Source organism: Pseudomonas sp. KT_2_4 (assembly GCF_041410225.1).
GTDB lineage: Bacteria > Pseudomonadota > Gammaproteobacteria > Pseudomonadales > Pseudomonadaceae > Aquipseudomonas > Aquipseudomonas paracarnis.
The window spans coordinates 2,717,922-2,735,177 of sequence record NZ_CP166962.1 but is presented as its reverse complement, the minus strand read 5'-3'; the positions used below and the strand labels follow the sequence as shown (position 1 = coordinate 2,735,177).

Annotated in this window: 15 protein-coding genes; 7 read left to right on the top strand and 8 right to left on the bottom strand. The window is 58.7% G+C overall.

Features of this window, described 5'->3' with window-relative positions:
- The first annotated feature begins 12 nt into the window (after positions 1-12).
- The 7 genes from AB9N64_RS12640 (at position 13) to AB9N64_RS12610 (ending at position 7,892) form a co-directional block, all read left to right on the top strand.
- Positions 13-1,098 carry a pyridoxal phosphate-dependent aminotransferase gene (locus AB9N64_RS12640; RefSeq protein ID WP_060768061.1) on the top strand — a complete coding sequence of 362 codons (1,086 nt, stop codon included), beginning with the start codon at positions 13-15 and terminating at the stop codon, positions 1,096-1,098.
- A gap of 197 nt (positions 1,099-1,295) precedes the next feature.
- Complete coding sequence (locus AB9N64_RS12635; RefSeq protein ID WP_014719860.1) at positions 1,296-2,012, top strand: LuxR family transcriptional regulator; 717 nt, start codon at positions 1,296-1,298, stop codon at positions 2,010-2,012.
- 249 nt (positions 2,013-2,261) lie between these two features.
- On the top strand, positions 2,262-3,326 hold the full coding sequence (locus AB9N64_RS12630; protein ID WP_014719859.1) for a fatty acid desaturase family protein: 1,065 nt from the start codon (positions 2,262-2,264) through the stop codon (positions 3,324-3,326).
- 4 nt (positions 3,327-3,330) lie between these two features.
- Entirely contained in the window at positions 3,331-4,302 is a 972-nt protein-coding gene (locus tag AB9N64_RS12625) for a proline dehydrogenase family protein (protein ID WP_371360330.1), read from the top strand.
- A gap of 14 nt (positions 4,303-4,316) precedes the next feature.
- Positions 4,317-5,567, top strand: a complete 1,251-nt coding sequence (locus AB9N64_RS12620) for an ATP-grasp domain-containing protein (RefSeq protein ID WP_014719857.1) — start codon at positions 4,317-4,319, stop codon at positions 5,565-5,567.
- Positions 5,567-6,769 carry an MFS transporter gene (locus AB9N64_RS12615; RefSeq protein ID WP_019817486.1) on the top strand — a complete coding sequence of 401 codons (1,203 nt, stop codon included), beginning with the start codon at positions 5,567-5,569 and terminating at the stop codon, positions 6,767-6,769. The genes AB9N64_RS12620 and AB9N64_RS12615 overlap by 1 nt, the downstream gene beginning before the upstream one ends.
- A 1-nt stretch (position 6,770) precedes the next feature.
- A complete protein-coding gene (locus AB9N64_RS12610) occupies positions 6,771-7,892 on the top strand; it encodes an aminotransferase class V-fold PLP-dependent enzyme (RefSeq protein ID WP_014719855.1) in 1,122 nt (373 codons plus the stop codon).
- A gap of 10 nt (positions 7,893-7,902) precedes the next feature.
- Here the strand turns inward: AB9N64_RS12610 and AB9N64_RS12605 are convergent, their stop codons facing one another.
- From AB9N64_RS12605 to AB9N64_RS12570, 8 genes are all read right to left on the bottom strand, one after another.
- Positions 7,903-8,619: a hypothetical protein gene (locus AB9N64_RS12605; RefSeq protein ID WP_014719854.1), complete on the bottom strand. Its 717-nt coding sequence runs from the start codon at positions 8,617-8,619 to the stop codon at positions 7,903-7,905.
- 98 nt (positions 8,620-8,717) lie between these two features.
- Complete coding sequence (locus tag AB9N64_RS12600) at positions 8,718-8,972, bottom strand: Txe/YoeB family addiction module toxin (RefSeq protein WP_014719853.1); 255 nt, start codon at positions 8,970-8,972, stop codon at positions 8,718-8,720.
- Positions 8,969-9,223, bottom strand: coding sequence for a type II toxin-antitoxin system Phd/YefM family antitoxin (locus tag AB9N64_RS12595; RefSeq protein WP_003194039.1), 255 nt, complete (start codon positions 9,221-9,223; stop codon positions 8,969-8,971). Before AB9N64_RS12595 ends, AB9N64_RS12600 begins: the two co-directional genes overlap by 4 nt.
- Before the next feature lie 144 nt (positions 9,224-9,367).
- Positions 9,368-10,621 (bottom strand): aspartate aminotransferase family protein, encoded by a 1,254-nt coding sequence (locus AB9N64_RS12590; protein ID WP_371360329.1) that lies wholly within the window; start codon positions 10,619-10,621, stop codon positions 9,368-9,370.
- Positions 10,622-10,731: 110 nt separating this feature from the next.
- Positions 10,732-11,745, bottom strand: coding sequence for a sensor domain-containing diguanylate cyclase (locus tag AB9N64_RS12585; protein ID WP_137270799.1), 1,014 nt, complete (start codon positions 11,743-11,745; stop codon positions 10,732-10,734).
- A 138-nt stretch (positions 11,746-11,883) separates the two neighbouring features.
- Positions 11,884-13,785 (bottom strand): alkaline phosphatase D family protein, encoded by a 1,902-nt coding sequence (locus AB9N64_RS12580; protein WP_371360328.1) that lies wholly within the window; start codon positions 13,783-13,785, stop codon positions 11,884-11,886.
- A 442-nt stretch (positions 13,786-14,227) separates the two neighbouring features.
- Positions 14,228-16,456 carry an ATP-binding protein gene (locus AB9N64_RS12575; RefSeq protein ID WP_014719849.1) on the bottom strand — a complete coding sequence of 743 codons (2,229 nt, stop codon included), beginning with the start codon at positions 16,454-16,456 and terminating at the stop codon, positions 14,228-14,230.
- Entirely contained in the window at positions 16,453-17,067 is a 615-nt protein-coding gene (locus AB9N64_RS12570) for a biliverdin-producing heme oxygenase (protein WP_003194034.1), read from the bottom strand. Before AB9N64_RS12570 ends, AB9N64_RS12575 begins: the two co-directional genes overlap by 4 nt.
- Positions 17,068-17,256 lie beyond the last annotated feature (189 nt).

Genomic DNA, 17,256 nt, shown 5'->3' with positions numbered 1-17,256 from the left:
GGAGTAGTCACCATGGTGCGTGTCAGTCGTCGATCCCTTCTCGCGCTGGGCGCGGCCCTGCCTGTGATGGGGCAGCTCAAATGGGCCCTCGCCAGCCCAGCGCCGACAAAATCTGACCAGGTGCTGCTCAATTACAACGAAAGCCCCTACGGCCCTTCAGACGCGGCTCGCCAGGCAATGCAGCGCGCGATTGCAGCGTCCGGACGTTACCCTTACCCCGATATGTACGCATTGGCCGCGCTGTTCGCCCAACAACAGGGTATAGCCGAAGACAACGTCGGGGTGTTTGCCGGCTCGATGGCTGCCTTGCGTTACGCAGTGCTGGCGTTTGCCAGCCAGACCCGCGGCCTGGTGATGGCCACGCCGTCCTACGAAGTCCCGCGCCAGGCGGCCGAGTCGATCAAGGCGCCGGTGCATGAAGTGAACCTGGATGCCCAGCATGCCCATGATGTGCCCGCCATGCTCGCGGCTGACCCACAGGCCGGCATGTTGTACCTGTGTAACCCCAACAACCCGACCGGCACCCTGACCTCGACCGATGCCATCCGGCGGGCCCTGGCGCACAAACCCAAGGGCAGCGTGCTGGTGGTGGACGAGGCTTATATCGAATTCTGCGATACCCCCAGTTGCGTGAGTTGGGTCAACGACCACGACGACCTGCTGGTGCTGCGCACCTTCTCCAAGATCTACGGCATGGCCGGTGCGCGCCTGGGCCTGGCGATCGGCCACCCGGCGTTGCTGGAGCGGTTGGCGGTGTTTGGCGGCGACAACGTCCCGGCCGGCGCCAGCTTGCTGGCCGCCCGTGCCAGCCTGGAAGACGCGCAACTGGTGGGCCAACGCAAAGCGCTCAATGCCAGGTTGCGCGATGAAACAATCGCGTGGCTCAAGGGTCGGGGCTTTAGCTGCACCATCTCCCACAGCAACTGCTTCATGATCGACGTGAAGCGGCCGGCAGAGCAGGTGATTGAGCAGTTGGCGGCGCAGAATGTGTTGGTTGGGCGGGTATGGAAGGACTGGCCGCATTGGGTGCGGGTGACGGTGGGCAACTCGTGGGAGATGGAGCGTTTTCGCGAGGCCTTTGCGACGCAGGTGGTCTGATCAGGCGGCGCTATAGCTGCTCACGGTCGGTTCGCCATCGGAAGCACTGGACAAGGCCGTCAGGCGTGTTTCATTCTTTCCCCTGTTTAGAGAAATTTCCTACGGAGTGGGTCGGCTCTGATCAGAAGCTTCCGGATTGAAGCACTTCCGTCAGATCGCTAGCTTCACCCCGTTGTCACTCATCAGGGATGATATTCATGCGAAGCGATGGTCAAGCCAATAACAACACGCTCATTCAGCCCGCTGATGTGCGTCAATTGCTCGATGCCGAGCTGAGTCGACGTGGCCTCGGGCATTTCGAGGTTTATCAATGCGGGCCGACGCTGGACGAAGCGGAAATCATCACCAATTACCCCGATGCGCTGGACCGCGGTGACGCGGCGGATGATTTTTACCAACGCGGTCATTTGTTGTCCTTGTCCAAGCGCCGCATAAAACCGTTTTTCTGGAGCGATGAAAACATCCTGGCCCCTGCGGCAGAAGCGGTGCCGGTGCCGGGGCCGTGTGCGCCTGTGGGCGAGGGCGCCAGTTTTATTGTGCATGGCAACCAGGGTTTTTATTCCATTCTCAACCTGTGCAGTTTCGGAGAGCATCAACAGTTTCGCGAAAGAGTGCTGGCCAACAAAAGCGAACTGCAGATGCTGCTGGTCTCGGTTTACGACGAGGCGCTGGAAAGTGGTGCAACCTCGCCTGCCCCTGTTGTACGCGAAACCGTGCTGACGCCTCGCGAAACAGAGGTATTGTCCTGGACCAGCCTGGGCAAGACCTATAACGAAATAGCGCTCTTGGTCTCCATGAGCCCGCGTACGGTAAAGTTTCATATGAAGAATATCTTCAGCAAGTTGAATGTCACCAACGGCAAGTCCGCAATCCGTAAAGCCTTGCAACTGGGCTACATCCGCGAACAGGCCTGATCGGCAGGCCCCCCTCGTAAAAATACCGCGCTCGCCGATGATTTTTCATCGGCGAGCGCGCGCGTGCGCGCGTGATTTGGCGCTACCTGTCTAAAAGGGCAGCTTGTTCACTGTTAAGCGGTGCTTTAGTTTTTTTGCAGCCGATGAGTCTAGCTCAGGCAAAAAAAACAATAGGCGCAGCACTCAAAAAATCATCTTCGCCCTGCGCGGATCGAGTGCTGCAGCGCGCCGCTTAATTATGGAGTGATTATGCTGGTCGATAAAAACAAAGAACCTGCTAGCGAATACGCTGCCGGTATTTCCCGGGAAACATTCGGGATGCTTAAACACTTGTGTAAAAAAGATAACTATCACTGGGCCATCGCACTGGGTAAGGACTATGCAATTATTGCGTTTGCCATTTACCTGTCGTTGGGCATCAGCTATTGGTTCTACCCGGTTTCGCTGTTTCTAATCGGCACCACCCAACGTGCTTTGACTAACGTACTACATGAGTCAACCCACAAGGTGTTGGCAAAAAACCGTGCGATCAACTGGTTTGCCGGTACGTTTCTTTCTGGGTATCTGGTCTTCCACTTGTACCAGTCCTACAGCACTTCGCACATCAAGAACCACCACGTGCACTTGGGGCATCCAGAAAAAGACCCTGACTACAATTTCCATCTCAAGTGCGGCCTGTATGACCTTCAACAAAGCGAGCGCGAGTTCTTCTTGAAGAACGTCGTGATGGCGCTATCCGGCTACAGAACCCTTCAGTACATCAAGTATGTGGTCAAGGACCGTGTCCAGGGGCAAGACCCGCGCATCCGCAAGGAACGCATGATGATGTGGGCTTATTGGGCGGTAATTTTTGCTGTGGTCGCCTGGTTCGGGGTGGTCGCTGAATGGGTGTTGTTCTGGCTGGTGCCGCTGTTTACCACCGCCGTAGCCGTAGGCTGGATCATCGAGTTGGCCGAGCATTATCCGATGCCGGCGGTTGAGACCGACAAGTTGTTGCTGACCCGCAACCGTAAAGGCAATGTTTTGGAGAACTTCTTTTTCGGTCGCCACGACGACAATTACCACCTCGTGCACCACCTACATCCGTCCATTCCCCACTGGAATATGCGCAAGGCTCATAAGCTGCTGATGACTCACCCTGAGTACGCGCGCTGGGACAACCTGTGGGCCGGGATCTTTACCCGTGATCGGCAGAGCCGCCACAAGGAAACGTTGCTCAGTTACGCGTCCAAGTTCCGCGCTCACAAGATTGCCAACCACACCGACGATTCGAGTTTCGCACGTCGTATGCTCAACCAGTCCTACGGGGTTTAATGCCATGAACACGACCGACAACAGCCTGCTGGCAACCCTGGCCCTGAAGAAACTGGCGGCGAACAAAACCTATCGCGATTTGTTCCTGCAGAGCGAGACGCTGCGCGATTTCCTGCGGCCCGCCGCTCTTCGTTACATCATCTCCGAAGATCGCCTGGAGATGCTTGATAAGCTTGGGGCCCTGCTGGAGAAAGGCTATCGCACCGGTGTCGAGTTCGTTGGCGAGGAAGCGACGACATTAGCCGAGGTCACCGCGGCTACCGATGAGTACCTGAAACTCATCGACTTGATTGCACAGCATCCCAAGCTTGAAGAACCCCCGCAGTTGGGGTTCGACCTGTCCAACGTCGGCACCATCATTTCCCGCGAACTGGCGATTGAGAACTGCTCGAAGATCCTCACCCATGCAGCCGATAAGGATATCGGTGTGATCATCAGTATGGAGCGTTCTCAATGGACGGATTCGATCCTCGATATCTTCCTGCAACTGAGCGGGCGCTTTCCCAACGTGGGTATCACCTTGCAGGCGCAATTGAATCGAACCCCGGATGACCTCGGGGCGGTCCTGGAAACTGGCTGCAAAGTACGCTTGGTCAAAGGCGTCTATGCTGAGCCTGCCGCGATTGCTTTACCGCGTGGCAATGCGCTCAACGAGCGTTACCTGGGGTTGCTGGACCGAATCAATGGCGGCCGTGGCCCGTTCGCTTTCGCGACCCAGGACCCACAGCTGGTTGAAGAAATCCTCACCAGCCGCATCGCCGACCGAGGCGAGCTGGAGATGCTTCACGGTGTGCGCCCTGAATTGATTCAGAAGGTGAAAAACCAGGGTCAGGTCAAGACCCGCGTGTCGGCGGTGTATGGCATCAATTGGTACCTGCACCTGTTGCACCGTGTGGCTGAGTTTCCGCAGAACATTTTCCTGGCGCTGGATGACGTGGCTTCGCCACGGGCCTCTGAAACCGCCACTCATTACTGAAAAAGGACATTCTTATGAAGCAGTACGTCGCATTGGTGGATGTCTACTCGAGCGGTAATTTCCTGCCGCAATATTTTCGGGATGCGGGCTTCAGCCTGATCCATGTACAGAGTACCCCAGAGTTGATGCCGAGCATGCTCGGGCCGAATCTGTCGGAGTTCGAACACAATTTGGCGTTCAACGACAACGCTGAAGAGATCGTGCAACGCCTGCGCGAATTCAACGTAGTCGCCGTCATTGCTGGCCAGGAGCCAGGCGTGCCATTTGCCGACTACTTGAGCGAACAACTGCAGTTGTCCACTTCCAACGGCAGCGCGGGGTCACGTGCGCGCCGCGACAAGTTTGAGATGATCAATAAAGTCGCGGCCGCGGGCCTGTTGACCGCCCGCCAGATCAAATCCTCGGACCCCCAGCAACTGCTGGCTTGGGTAGAGGCCGGCCATGTGTTTCCGTGCGTGATCAAACCGCTGAGCTCGGCTTCGACAGACGGCGTCTCGATCTGCCACAACGTCGAGGACGTCAAGCGCGCCTGTGAGGAAGTCATATCCAACCTGGATATCTTCGGCCTGGCCAACACCGAAATTCTTTGCCAGTCCTACCTCAAGGGCCCGGAGTATATCGTCGATACCGTCAGCCGTGATGGGCAGGCCTACGTCTGTGGGATCTGGCGTTATGTGAAGCGTGAAATCAGTGGCGGCAAGAACATCTATGACCGTGACGTTCTGATTGCGCCGGACAGTGCCGAGGCCAACGTACTGGTCGATTACATCGTGCAGGCGCTCAAGGCGTTGGGTATCAATAACGGCCCAGCCCATTCGGAAGTGATCCTCACTGAAGCCGGCCCTGCGCTGGTAGAAGTCGGTGCTCGCTTGAACGGCAACATGGAGCCCCGATTCCACGACATCAGCCTGGGCGGCAACCAGGCGCAGCTCACCTATCTGGCGTACTGCGATGGTGAGGCGTTCAAGGCAAACTATGCCGGCAAGCGCTATCAAAAGCTCAAGGAAGCCTGTGTCATCAACACCGATACCACGCTGCAAGGTGAGGTCACTGGCTTCAACGACTCAGCTATCCAACTGATCGAGGCGCTGCCCTCGGTGCATAAGCTGAGCGTCAAATACAAGGCCGGCAAGTTGATGAAAAAGACCGTGGACCTGCTCAGCAGCCCTCTGCGGGTGTTTCTGGTATCGGAGAGCCAGCGCAGTATCGACGAGGATTACGAGCAGATTCGCCAGAACAAAGACCACGTCTATGTGATCCGCTGATGATGGGCACCTATCGCGCTTTACGTGGGCTCAATGCCCGCTTGCAGTTGCTGTTCCTGATCACCTTGGTGTTCCGCATGGGCACCATGGCGTTCCCTTTCTATGCGGCGTACCTGATTCATCAGCACGCCGTATCGGCGGGCACCGCAGGTTTGCTGGTGGGCGTGTATGGCGCGGGTGCGTTGTTTGTGGACTTGATCATCGGCGGGGTGATCAAGCGTTTTTCTGCCAATCGGGTGATCCTCGGTTCGTTACTGCTCAATGCGGTGCTGCTGCTGATCATTCCGTCGGTGGATAACACCGTGGTGTTGTTTGTGCTGTCGTTTCTATGGGGGGGCTGCTACGAAGCATTCACCCCCGCCACGTTCTCCGAAACAGTGGCTCACAGCAGTAGCGAATCGCGCAAAGTGGCGTTCTCCTGCAACCGCCTGGCGATCAACATCGGCATGGCAATCGGGCCGCTCTTGGGCAGCCTGATTTTCCTGAGTAACGCCGATGCGGTGTTCTACCTCAACGCAGCGTTGTCCCTTGTCGCCTTTATCGCCTGCCTGTGGTTTGGGCGTACGGTGCCGGTGACACAAGGGGCTGGCGTTGCCAGTAAAGGCAATGGGCTGCCGGAAAGCGCAATGCACGAGCGTTCGCGCTTGCTGGTGATTCTGCTGGCAGCGTTGCCGGTGCACATCGCCTATGCGCTGCCGCCAACGTTTCTGTCGGCCTACATCATCAACTACACCGAGTTGCCGGCCTACTACGTCGGCATCATCTTTTTTATCAATGCACTGCTGGTGATTCTATTCGAAGTACCGATTAACCAACGCATGTCGCACCTGTCGAGCAGTCGCTCACTGGTGGCGGGTTTCCTGATGGCCGGCGTAGGGTTTTTCCTGATGGGCTTCAGCCATATCGGTGCATTGTTGCTGGCCGCCACCGTGCTCTGGAGCCTGGGGGAGATGGTTGTGTTCCCCGGTATCACCCACTACGTCAGCAGTATCTCCAGCCGTCACACCGTTGACCGCAACCTCGGCTATTACTCGGCGGGGGTGAATATCGGCGTGATGATCACACCGCCGCTGGCGTTCATGCTGATGTCACAGCCATCCCTGCCTTCGCCGTGGCTGCTGGCGGGTACGGTATTGCTGTTGTTCGCAGTGGCAGTGGGCGTGATGAAAGGATCGGCTGTTTTGTGGAACAAGGAAGCATGAAATGAATAGGGTGCATTTGAACACCGCCGGTGCGGGCCTGATGTCGTCGGCCACGCTCAATGCTATACAGCGTTTTACCTCCATTGAAGCGCAGATAGGCAGCTATGAAGCCGAGCTTGCCTATGAAGAGTTGCTCAACGTCGACTTGTACCGAGTGATGGCCGGTCTGTTGAATGCTCAGCCTTCACAGATTGGTTTTTTCAGCAGTGCCACCGAAGCCTGGACCAGCATCCTCGGCAAACTGCAATTTCCCCGGGGCAAGCGGGTCTGGGTATCAACTTCTGAGTACGCGGCCAACCTGATCTTCTTCAACTACCTCAAGTTATCGAGTGACATTCGCGTCGAAGTGATCCCCACCACGGCCACCAGCCCGCTGGATCTGGAGTGGGTGCGGCGTCATTTGGACGATGATGTGTTCCTGGTCAGTGTGTCGCACCTGCCTTCGTGCTGTGGGGTGATCAATCCGGTGGAAGCGCTGGGCGCGTTGCTCAAGGACGCGAATGCGTTGTATGTGGTGGATGCCTGCCAGTCGTTGGGGCAGTTACCGCTGGATGTGCGGGATATCCATTGTGATTTGTTGACAGGTGCGGGCCGCAAGTTTCTCTGCGGGCCCCGTGGCAGTGGGGTTGCTTACGTGTCGCCACGCTTGCTTGGCCAATTGCAGCTCAATTTTGCCGACTTGCACGCCGCCAGCACCGATGGCCAGGTCAACCGGCTGGACGTGGCCAGTGCGCGGGTGCTGGAAATTGCTGAAAAAAGCCTCTCGGCTCAGGTGGGCATGCATACGGCGCTGCAGGAGTATGTGCAGGTCGGCGGCGGGCAGGTGAGTACAGAGCCCTATGCGCTGCTGGCGAAGGAATTGCGGCGCCTGCCGCAGTTGACGCTAATGTGCGACCAGTTCGAGCAGACTGGAATTGTCTCGTTTGTGCCGCACAACCTGCCGGCCAAGGCATTTGTCGGCCAAGCCCGCGAGCTGGGGCTCAACTTGTGGGCAGGCACCACCGCTCACACTCCGTTGTTGCTTAAGGACCTGGGCGTCACACACTTTGTGCGTGCCTCGGTGGGCCGGCATATCACTCTCGCCCAGGTCGAGCAGGCTCTGTTGACCCTGCGAAGTTTGTAGTGTTGGGCACTTACTGGGCGGCGATGGCGTAGCCGTCAAAGGCGCTTTGCTGTTGCAGCGCGGTCACGATGCTCTTGCGCGTGACCGGCTGCTCGGCGCCGCTGTTGTCGATGAAGGTTTCGCTCGCAAGCTCCGCCTCGCTGCCTTCGCCTACAAAGGTGAAGCCCAGGAACTCCAGTGCTTCGCGGTCCACATTGAGCTTGGAGCGCGGCGTGCGCAGCGGCAGGGTGACGCTGATGCCATCTTTGCTGATCACAAACACTTCGCTGTCTTTCTTGGCGCGTGCAGCTTTGCCCTTGCCGGCGCTCGGGTTGCTGATGGCCTGGTGCGACTGGTTAAGTACCTTGAGGGCCAGGCCATAGACCAGTTCCTGGAACTCGGGATCGTCCTTGAAGCTGGACAGGATGCGGCTGATCGAGAACTGACTGCTCAGGTGTTCCAGGGCGGCGTTGTCTGCGGCTTCGGCGTCTTTCAATTGCTTGAGCTGGCCCATCAGCTCATAGGCTTTGTCATCATCGAAGGCATCGTGGGCCTGGCGGATGGCAACGCGCAGCTCGCGGATCTGGTCGCTTTCCTTGGAGGTGTGAAACGCGTCCAGCACCATCTCGCTGATGATCTTGGCGGCTGGCACATGCTGTGAAAGATTGATGGCGTTTTCGTATTCGGCTTTGGCGTGCAGGGCGACTACGGATTCTTCGGCGGATTTTTCGGTGTAGGAATCAGACATTAAAATTTCACTGCGTAGTATGCGGAGAGACAAAAAACGTCGGGCATTTTCAGCGGGTGGGGGGATCAGGTCAAGGTGGCTGGGGCGTCAGAATAATTTCAGTAGTGGTAGCGGCACATCAATATTTGTACTTCATCATCCTCGATGCCATAAACCAAACGATGCTCCGCGGTGATTCGTCGAGACCAGAAACCACTCAGGTTATGTTTGAGGGGTTCAGGCTTCCCCACGCCGCCGAACGGGTCTCTTTGTATGGCCTTGATCAAGAGATTGATGCGCTTGAGCCCGGCTTTGTCGTTCTGTTGAAACCAGAGGTAGTCGTCCCAGCCTTCAGGGGTAAAGAGTATTTTCATTCTTCAATCAACCGCCTTGGCTTGGCTTTGCCTGCTCGTAAGCTGTTGACTGAGTTAATGAGACGTTCGGCATTTTTAGGCGAGCGCAGCAGGTAAGCCGTCTCTTCCAGAGCATTGAACTCTGATAACGAGATCATCACCACGGGCTCGCCTTTTTGTCGAGTCAGTAGAAGTGGGACGTGATCATCGTTGACGCGGTCCATCGTTTCGGACAGATGGGCTCGGGCGTTGGTGTAGTTGATAGTTTCCATGGGGACTCCTTGTTGGGTGGGGTTAACGTACAGAAATACGTACATATCCACAACGGGAATCTTATCAACGGTCATCCACCTCGCCCGGACTTCACGAACAAGCTCAACGACTGAGTGGAGCAGCGTCAAACCTGTTGATACATGTTACTCGTCCAGTTCTTCGAGGCACGCCTGGAGAATATCCAGACCTTCCTCCAACACCTCAGGCTCAATGGTCAGCGGGGCCAGCAAGCGCACGATGTGCCGCGACTTGCCGCTGGGCATCAGCAACAAGCCAGCCTCTCGCGCCAGCTCCAGCAGTTGCGCCAGTTGCTTGGGGGCGGGTGTGCCGTCGGCATGGGCCAGTTCAATGCCCCGCATCGCGCCGACACCGGTGAGGCGGCCCAGGTAGGGCGACAGTTGCTGTGCGCGCCAGGCTTCATAGCGGCCCACAATCGCGGCCGCCTGCGCGACGCCCCAGGCGTGCAGGTTTGTGTCGCTCATCACCTCAAGGGTCGCCAGCGCCGCCGCACAGGCGATGGGATTACCCGAGTAGGTACCGCCCAGGCCGCCTTTGGGCAGGTTGTCCATCAGCGCCTTGCGCCCGACCACCGCCCCCAGCGGCATGCCGCCGGCGATGCTTTTGCCGAGCAGCAGCAGGTCCGGCTCGATGCCCAGGCGCGAGAAGGCGAAACGCTGGCCGGTGCGACCAAAACCCGACTGGATTTCATCAATGATCAGCAGGATGTTGTGCTGGTCGCAGAAGCGCCGCAGCGCCTGGGCGAACTCAGTGTCCAGGGCGAGAAAACCGCCTTCGCCCTGTACCGGCTCGATGATGAAGCAGGCCACATCGGTTACGTCGATCTCCACGCTGAACAGACGCTCCATGGCCTTCAGCGCTTCGGCGCAGGTCACGCCGTTATCGGTACTGGGGTAGGGCAGGTGATACACAGGGCCGGGCAGTACACCGACCTTCTGCTTGTAGGGCGCGACCTTGCCGTTTAGGTTGAGGGTCGCCAGAGTGCGCCCGTGGAAGGCGCCGTCAAAGGCGATCACCGCCGTGCGCCCGGTGGCACCACGGGCGATCTTCAGGGCGTTTTCCGCCGCCTCGGCACCGCTATTGGTGAGCATGCCGCTGACGGGGTATCCCACCGGGATAAAGGCGCTGAGACGTTGCATCAACTCGATGTAGGGCGTATGCGGTGCGGCGTTGAACGCGTAATGGGTTAGCCGGGTGGCTTGCTCGCAAATGGCCGCCACCACGGCCGGGTGGCAATGGCCCAGGTTGAGTACGCCGATACCGCCGACAAAGTCGATGTAACGCTTGCCCGCCGTGTCCCAGACTTCGGCGTTTTTACCGTGGCTCAGGCTGATGGGGTGAACGATGGAAATCGACTGGCTGATGCTAGCGTAGCTCATGACTCGGGGACTCGGCAGTGGTGGGCGCAGCGCTATCTAAGCCGCGCGCCTGGCCTTGCCGCAAACGAAATAAAGTTGCCGGGTCATTCCACCTTGGAAGGAGCTGCGGCCTATTCCGACACCCCATCCTTGCCCGCCGCCTTGGATCGGTACAAGGCTTGATCGGCCCGCGCCATCAGCGCCGCCGGAGATTCCCCCATGCGCCGCTCTACTACGCCCAGGCTCAGGGTAACGTTCAACGCGCCCAAGGGGGCCGCCGCCTTGATTTTATGGCGAATCCTTTCGGCCAACTCTTTGGCCGTGTCCAGGCTGCTTTTGGGCAGCACCACCATAAACTCGTCGCCGCCCCAACGCGCCAGCAAGTCGCTTTTACGTACGCAGGCTTCCAGGTGTTCCACTACCCGTATCAGCGTCTGGTCGCCGACGCCGTGGCCGTATTGGTCATTGATCGGCTTGAAGTCATCGACATCCATGGCCACCAGTGCCAAGGGCAGGCGGAAGCGCTCGGCGCGGTCGCATTCCTCCAGCAGCACCTTTTCCAGGCGGTACCGATTGGCGATGCGCGTCAGGGCGTCCCGCTCGGCCAAAGAGCGGTTTTCGTCCAGTTGCAATTGCAGTTGCTGGTTGACGCGCGACAACTCGAGGGTGCGCTCCGTAACCAGTGCTTCCAGGGACTGGTTGCGCTTTTGCAACTGTTCGATGGAGCATTTGCGCGTATGAATATCGCGGTGTGCGCCGACCATGCGCGCCACGGAACCGTCGGGGTTGCGGGCAATGACGTAGCCGCGGTCCTCGATCCAGAGGTACGTACCGTCTTCTTTTCGGCAACGGTATTCGGCCCGGTAATGAGCGGCGCGTTGGCTGATGTAGTCATCGAACACCGCCATCACGCGAGGGTAATCCTCGGGGTGGATCACGTTCTCCCAGGTGAAGACGCTGTTTTCCAGGGAGTGGTGGGAGTAGCCAAGCATTTCGTACCAGCCGGGATTGCGGTAGACGAAGCCGGTATTGGCGTTCCAGTCCCAGATGCCATCACTGACCAGTTCCATGATGGCGTGCAACAGGTCGACGTTAAGGTCGGACACTTCATTGCGTAGCGGTTCTTTGCCGGATGTATCGTCCATCTGCGCGCTTCCTGCGGAGGGCTGGCGCCCAAGGCCAGTCATGGTTGACGCCGATACTCCGTGGCTGGCGCTACTGTACATCGGCGCTTGCGCGCTTTGAATAGGGCAGGTGTGCTGCTTATGACGAGTGGCGAAACGCTATTTTTCTGGCGCCATCATCTTTGTCCGAGGCCTTCCATCCGCGTTGTGCTGGTAAATGGCCTGCGGTTGGCCCTGCTCATTGAAAAACACCTGGCCAATGCCCGCCGAGTTCCACAACCGCTCACCCGCTTCGGCATGCTCTGGGATATAAGGCATCACCTGCATGGTGCGGCGGCGGGTAAACCAGTTGAGGGGCGAGCGCGGGGAGTAGAGCCAGCGGTTGAGGCGATCGAACCATTCCAGCAGGCGCGGCGGGAACTCGTTCTTGATGCCACTGCTGGTGATTTGCCAGATCTTGGGGCCGCCGTTGCGGTGGCGGATCAGCACTTGGTAGACAAACGAGTAATGCACGTCACCGGAAAGGATCACGTAGTTACCTGGCGTGCGTGAGTGGCGGAAGATATTCAAAATCACTTGGGCGGCGCCGCGGTGGGCCATCCAGTTCTCGGCGTCCACCAGCAGGGGAAAACCGCACCAGCTGAAGACCTTTTGCACCGTCTCGATCAGCTTGACGCCAAAGACCGGCGCGGGCGAGACGATGATGGCGGATGGATGGTCCAGCAGCGCTTGTTGCAGTTCGCTCAAGGCTTCCCAGTCCAGCAGGCCGGAAGGTTGCTTGAGGGAGAACTCGCTGCGCCAGCGTCGGGTGCGGGTGTCGAGTACCACCAGCGCCGGGGTGGTGGGCAATACGTAGTGCCACTGCTGGAATTTCAGCAAGGCCTCCAGCAACGCGTCTTGCGCCGTCGCCTCGAGATGATTGGCCTGTACCCGGCCGGTCAGTGCCTGGGTCTGGTCCAGCAGTTCGCCAAACACCTGGGGCTGGTTGCCCCAGCCCTGGCATAACAGATACGCCAGCAAGGCATTGCCGATGATGCGCTTGGAGAAGGGGTGGCCGTAGGCGGTTTCTTCCCACTGGGCGCTGAGGTTCCAATCGTCAGTGATGTCGTGATCGTCGAACATCATCAGCGTCGACAGGTGCGCGAACACCCGCGCTACCCCAGGCAGGCCTTCGCGGAACTGATCGATATGAACCTGTTCGCGGGCATAGCGTTGTTGTTCTTGCGCACTCAGCGGCGGCGGTTCTGGTGCGATCAGCGTCCAGGGTACCGGCGACCAGGCCAGCAGGTACATGGCGATCACTTCGGCAAAGGTCACCAGGTGATTGTCGGCGGTGCTGCTGGTGAAGATGGGTTTCTTCACACCGCCGAAAAAGCGTTCGCGCAAGGTCTCGTTACTGTCCAGCGCAGGGAGCAGGTCGGCCCGGTGGTAATAGCTGGCGCGATGCCCATAAAGGCTGGCGCTGTCGCTCACCACCGCACCCTCTAGAAACTCATCGAACAGGCCCAGGCGCGCAATCAGCCCGTGAATGGCTCGCAGCATGGGCCCTGCGACGTCGTCGGCGTAGATCTGGTCGCCATTCATCATCAGCAAGGCTGGGCGTTCGAGCGGTGTGCGGGCGTCCGCCAACAGACGGTCGACACACAGCAAGCCTTCGTCGGCACGATGGTGGGGTTTGCGGCACGAGCCATGGACCAAGTGATGGATGCGGCTATGCAGCACGAAGCTTGGCGTAGTCGCGTCGCCATACAGCAAGTGCGGCGCCCATTGTGCAATGCCGAGGCCGTCGATCAACAGGTCGTAACCGATGATTTCATCCTGTGGCAGGGCGTGGCTCAGGGCTATGTCGATCAGGTGGATAACGGCATGGCGGCCGACGGGCACGACTTGGCAGTGCGTTGCATCGAGCGGGATATCCAGCGCCTCGCCCGAGGGTAATTGCAGCCGCAAGCACAGGGGCAGGGCACGACTGCCCACCAACCAGATAACCAGGCGCTGTGGTTCCAGGCGTCTTAGCAAGGGGCCGGCGATCACGGCAGGCAGGATTTCAGGTTGACCCATGAAGAATGCAGCTCATACCAAGTGGGACTGGAAAGGATAACGCAGAGGATGTCAGTGTTTTGTTAACGCAAGTGCAGCGCGTTGCGTTGCACTCGTTGCCGGTGACTCCTAACGGTTTAAAGCAGTTTGCCTCCTCCGAGAGAGGTCATACCCGAATCTTTGGGTTTTGGTCGCGTGTCCTGCCCCTGTGGGGGGCTGCCAATCGGCGAAGAGGTGAGGGCGGGATTGGCTGAAGGCTGGTTATCTTTCATGCCTTGCTGGATGTTATAGCTCAAGCTGTCAAACGAATTGCCAATGATCATCGGTAAAACCCCTTACTCAATTGGAGGACTGTTGCCGCACCAATACTCCCTTTGAGTGCGCACCGTTTCAGTGGCATTGGCCGGGTTGTTCGTTCCCGGCCAAAGGTATCCGCATGTTGGGTTTAGAAAATGGGCGCGTTTCAGGCAGGCTTTGGCACCGTAAACCTGAACTCACTACCGCACCCCAACTCACTTTCGGCCTCGATGCGCCCACCATGAGCCTGGACAATCCCCTGGGTGATATACAGCCCCAACCCGCTGCCGGTGGGGTTGTTTTCAGTCTGGGTCCAATAGCGATCGAACACATGGGGCAAATCGTCCGGTGCAATGCCTTCACCGGAGTCTCGCACCGAAAATACAATCTCCTCACCGTTGCTCATGGCGCTGATGCCGATGTTGCCTTGGCGTGGGGTGAACTTGATCGCATTGCCGATCAGGTTCGACAGCACCTGGAACAAGCGCTCCGGGTCGGCCTTGATCTGCAGGCCGGGCTCGACATTGAACGACAGGTCGATGCCTTTTTCCGAGGCCAGGGGGGCCAGCAACGAATACGCTTCTTCAAAGATCTGGCTGACGTCCAGCGCCACCGGCTTGACCACATAGCGCCCGGCCTCGATCTTCGAGGTGTCGAGCAAATCTTCCAGCAACACATTCATGCGCCCGGCGGCCTGTTGCATGGTGTCGATCGCGGAAGAGATACGGCGTGAGGTGTGTGGACCATCGGAGCTGAAGGCTTTTTGCATCATGCCGCAGAGCATGGAGATGACGGTCATGGGGTTGCGCAGGTCGTGGGAAACCACCGCGACCAGCTCGTCCCGCGCACGCACCGCTTGTTGCTCGCGCAGCACTTGGCGGGACAGGTCGTTCTCCAGGGCCGAGCGGCGCAAATCGTTGGCGGCAAACAGGTCGCCATGGCTCCATTTGGTGGAGATGCCGGCCATTTCCACTTTCCAGATTTCAAACGAGGTGCGTGGGCGAAGGCGCATGCCCGCGTCGCAGGTTTCCAGATTCAGCGGCTTCTGCGGGTCGCCACTCCAGTGGATGTTCTCTTTGACTTCCGGGCGAAACCACAACACACCGTTATCCACAGGCTTGGGCAAGCTCATGGCGAGCACGCCGCTGGCCACGCTCTGGAACTCAGCGGCAGGCGGGTAAACCGAGGCCAGGTTATGGCTGGAAAATACCGGTTCACCGTTGGCCTGCAACCACTTGTGCAGCGCGCGTATCTGCGCCGGTTCCGGGCAATTGCCGTAGCGGTGCAGTTGTTTATCTTCGATGATCGCCACGCCGCCGGAGAGGGTCAGGTCCATCAGCATTCGGCCTTGTTGGGCCAGGCCGTCGAAGACGTTATTGGCAGAGGCTTTCATCGCCAGGTCCAGCAGCGCCAGCGCTTGGACTTTCTCGTCGCGCTGGCGGGTCAGCTCCAGGGCCTCCATGGCACTGATCTGCAATGACAGCACCTGGCCGATGGTCTGGCAGGCCATGCGCAGGTCATTAGGTACCAGCAGCGGCTCACGGTTGCCGCAGCTGATCAGGCCCCAGAGTTTGTCGCCCTTCATCAACGAAATACTCATGGACGACAACACGCCCATGTTCTGCATGTACTGGCAGTGAATCGGCGACACGCTGCGCAGGGTGGCGAAGCTCAGGTCCAGGGGCTGCCCGGTGTCCGGGCGCAATTTGGGCACCAGCGGTACCGGTTCGTAGGACGCATTCGGGATGATCCGTAGCCAGTTGGTGCGATACAGCTCCCGAGCCTGCTCGGGGATGTCGGACGCGGGGAAGAACAGCCCGTTGAACAATTCCATTGACGGCGCCGAGGCCTCCGCGATCACCTGGCCATGGCCTTCCTCTTCGAAGCGATAGATGAGCACCCGGTCATAACCGGTCATGGCCTGGATTTCGTTGACGGTGATGGCGTAGAGCGCCTCCAAGGTCTTTGCCGATTGCAGGCGGTGCAGCATCTTGCCCAGATCGCTGGTGCGGCCATTGTGCGCTCGGGGTTTGAAATCCTTGAGCCGTGGTTCGAATTCCAGCACTAACACGCCCTGGTGGCGATGCAACAGGCCTTCGAACTGCTCACCCTTGAAGGTGATCAGCAGGGGCGGCGAGTCCAGGAATGCGCTGTCCTCGGCCATGGTTCGCACGGCCTGGGCGTACTCCTCGCCAATCAATCTGTGCAACGGTTGATCCAACAGCGCCTCGGGGGCGTGGCCGAACAACGTACCGACGTTGGCACTTACCTGAATAATGTTCAGGCCAGGTTCCGACAAAGTCAGCAGCACGCCGTGGGGCTGGATGGCCCCCGGAAAACGAATGGGTTCGTCGGCGCAGTTGGCAAGCAGCTCTTCAAAATCTTCGGGTTTCATAGCAATACCTCCTGGCTGTCGAGCCATTGCTCAAAGCCGCTGAATGTCGAACGGGCCGCCATCACCGCGCGCGCGGCGGCATCTGTATCCAGTGGCTGGCGGCTCAGATAATCGAGGAAATCTTTCCAGCGCCGTCCGGTCTCGGCGCCGTATACATTGAGAAAGGCACCGCCGTTGTCGGCGTTCACATCCAGGCGCAGGGCCATTTCCCGGCGCAGCACTTGGCCACCCAGGGTGGCGCCTTCCAGCACATACAGGGCGCCGAGACACGCAGCCGGCGTGTTTAATACGGGGAGTTGGGTACAGCGAGGCAGGGCATGGATGGCGTGGTCAGTCAGGCCGAGTGCGTGCAGGTCATGGACCAGTGTTGGCGTTTTCACACGCAACACAGGCTCATATCCATCGGGAATCAAACCGCTGTCATACAGCGCCGCTTCCATCGGCTGATAAAAGCCGTAGTACGCTTGCAGCAGGCGCCGATACCACTGGGCATCCAGGCGCTCGGAAAAAAACGGCAGGCGCTGTTCCAACGCTACATGCAGCAGGCCCGTGCCCGTGCGCAACGTTTCCAACAAGGAGGGCGCACTAACGTCATGGGCCTGTGAATGCATTCAATGAGCTCGAACTGTGGGCCTGTCGGCCATGAATGACGCGTGAAAATGGGCGACGATTCTACACAACTCATTGTCGTCAGCTGAACGCAGAAGCGAAAAGGCTGACCAGCGGATCAGAAAAGTCGCTCCCTGCACCTTACATGACCGCAGAACTGGCCCTCAAGTTCGGTTGAAATGATATCGCGC

Bases quoted from the DNA above. Each gene is read 5' to 3' on its own strand.
- AB9N64_RS12595 (WP_003194039.1), bottom strand. From the start codon at position 9,223: ATGGAAACTATCAACTACACCAACGCCCGAGCCCATCTGTCCGAAACG.
- AB9N64_RS12585 (WP_137270799.1), bottom strand. From the start codon at position 11,745: ATGGACGATACATCCGGCAAAGAACCGCTACGCAATGAAGTGTCCGAC.
- AB9N64_RS12635 (WP_014719860.1), top strand. From the start codon at position 1,296: ATGCGAAGCGATGGTCAAGCCAATAACAACACGCTCATTCAGCCCGCT.
- AB9N64_RS12575 (WP_014719849.1), bottom strand. From the start codon at position 16,456: ATGAAACCCGAAGATTTTGAAGAGCTGCTTGCCAACTGCGCCGACGAA.
- AB9N64_RS12620 (WP_014719857.1), top strand. From the start codon at position 4,317: ATGAAGCAGTACGTCGCATTGGTGGATGTCTACTCGAGCGGTAATTTC.
- AB9N64_RS12600 (WP_014719853.1), bottom strand. From the start codon at position 8,972: ATGAAAATACTCTTTACCCCTGAAGGCTGGGACGACTACCTCTGGTTT.
- AB9N64_RS12580 (WP_371360328.1), bottom strand. From the start codon at position 13,785: ATGGGTCAACCTGAAATCCTGCCTGCCGTGATCGCCGGCCCCTTGCTA.
- AB9N64_RS12610 (WP_014719855.1), top strand. From the start codon at position 6,771: ATGAATAGGGTGCATTTGAACACCGCCGGTGCGGGCCTGATGTCGTCG.
- AB9N64_RS12615 (WP_019817486.1), top strand. From the start codon at position 5,567: ATGATGGGCACCTATCGCGCTTTACGTGGGCTCAATGCCCGCTTGCAG.
- AB9N64_RS12625 (WP_371360330.1), top strand. From the start codon at position 3,331: ATGAACACGACCGACAACAGCCTGCTGGCAACCCTGGCCCTGAAGAAA.
- AB9N64_RS12605 (WP_014719854.1), bottom strand. From the start codon at position 8,619: ATGTCTGATTCCTACACCGAAAAATCCGCCGAAGAATCCGTAGTCGCC.
- AB9N64_RS12630 (WP_014719859.1), top strand. From the start codon at position 2,262: ATGCTGGTCGATAAAAACAAAGAACCTGCTAGCGAATACGCTGCCGGT.
- AB9N64_RS12590 (WP_371360329.1), bottom strand. From the start codon at position 10,621: ATGAGCTACGCTAGCATCAGCCAGTCGATTTCCATCGTTCACCCCATC.
- AB9N64_RS12640 (WP_060768061.1), top strand. From the start codon at position 13: ATGGTGCGTGTCAGTCGTCGATCCCTTCTCGCGCTGGGCGCGGCCCTG.
- AB9N64_RS12570 (WP_003194034.1), bottom strand. From the start codon at position 17,067: ATGCATTCACAGGCCCATGACGTTAGTGCGCCCTCCTTGTTGGAAACG.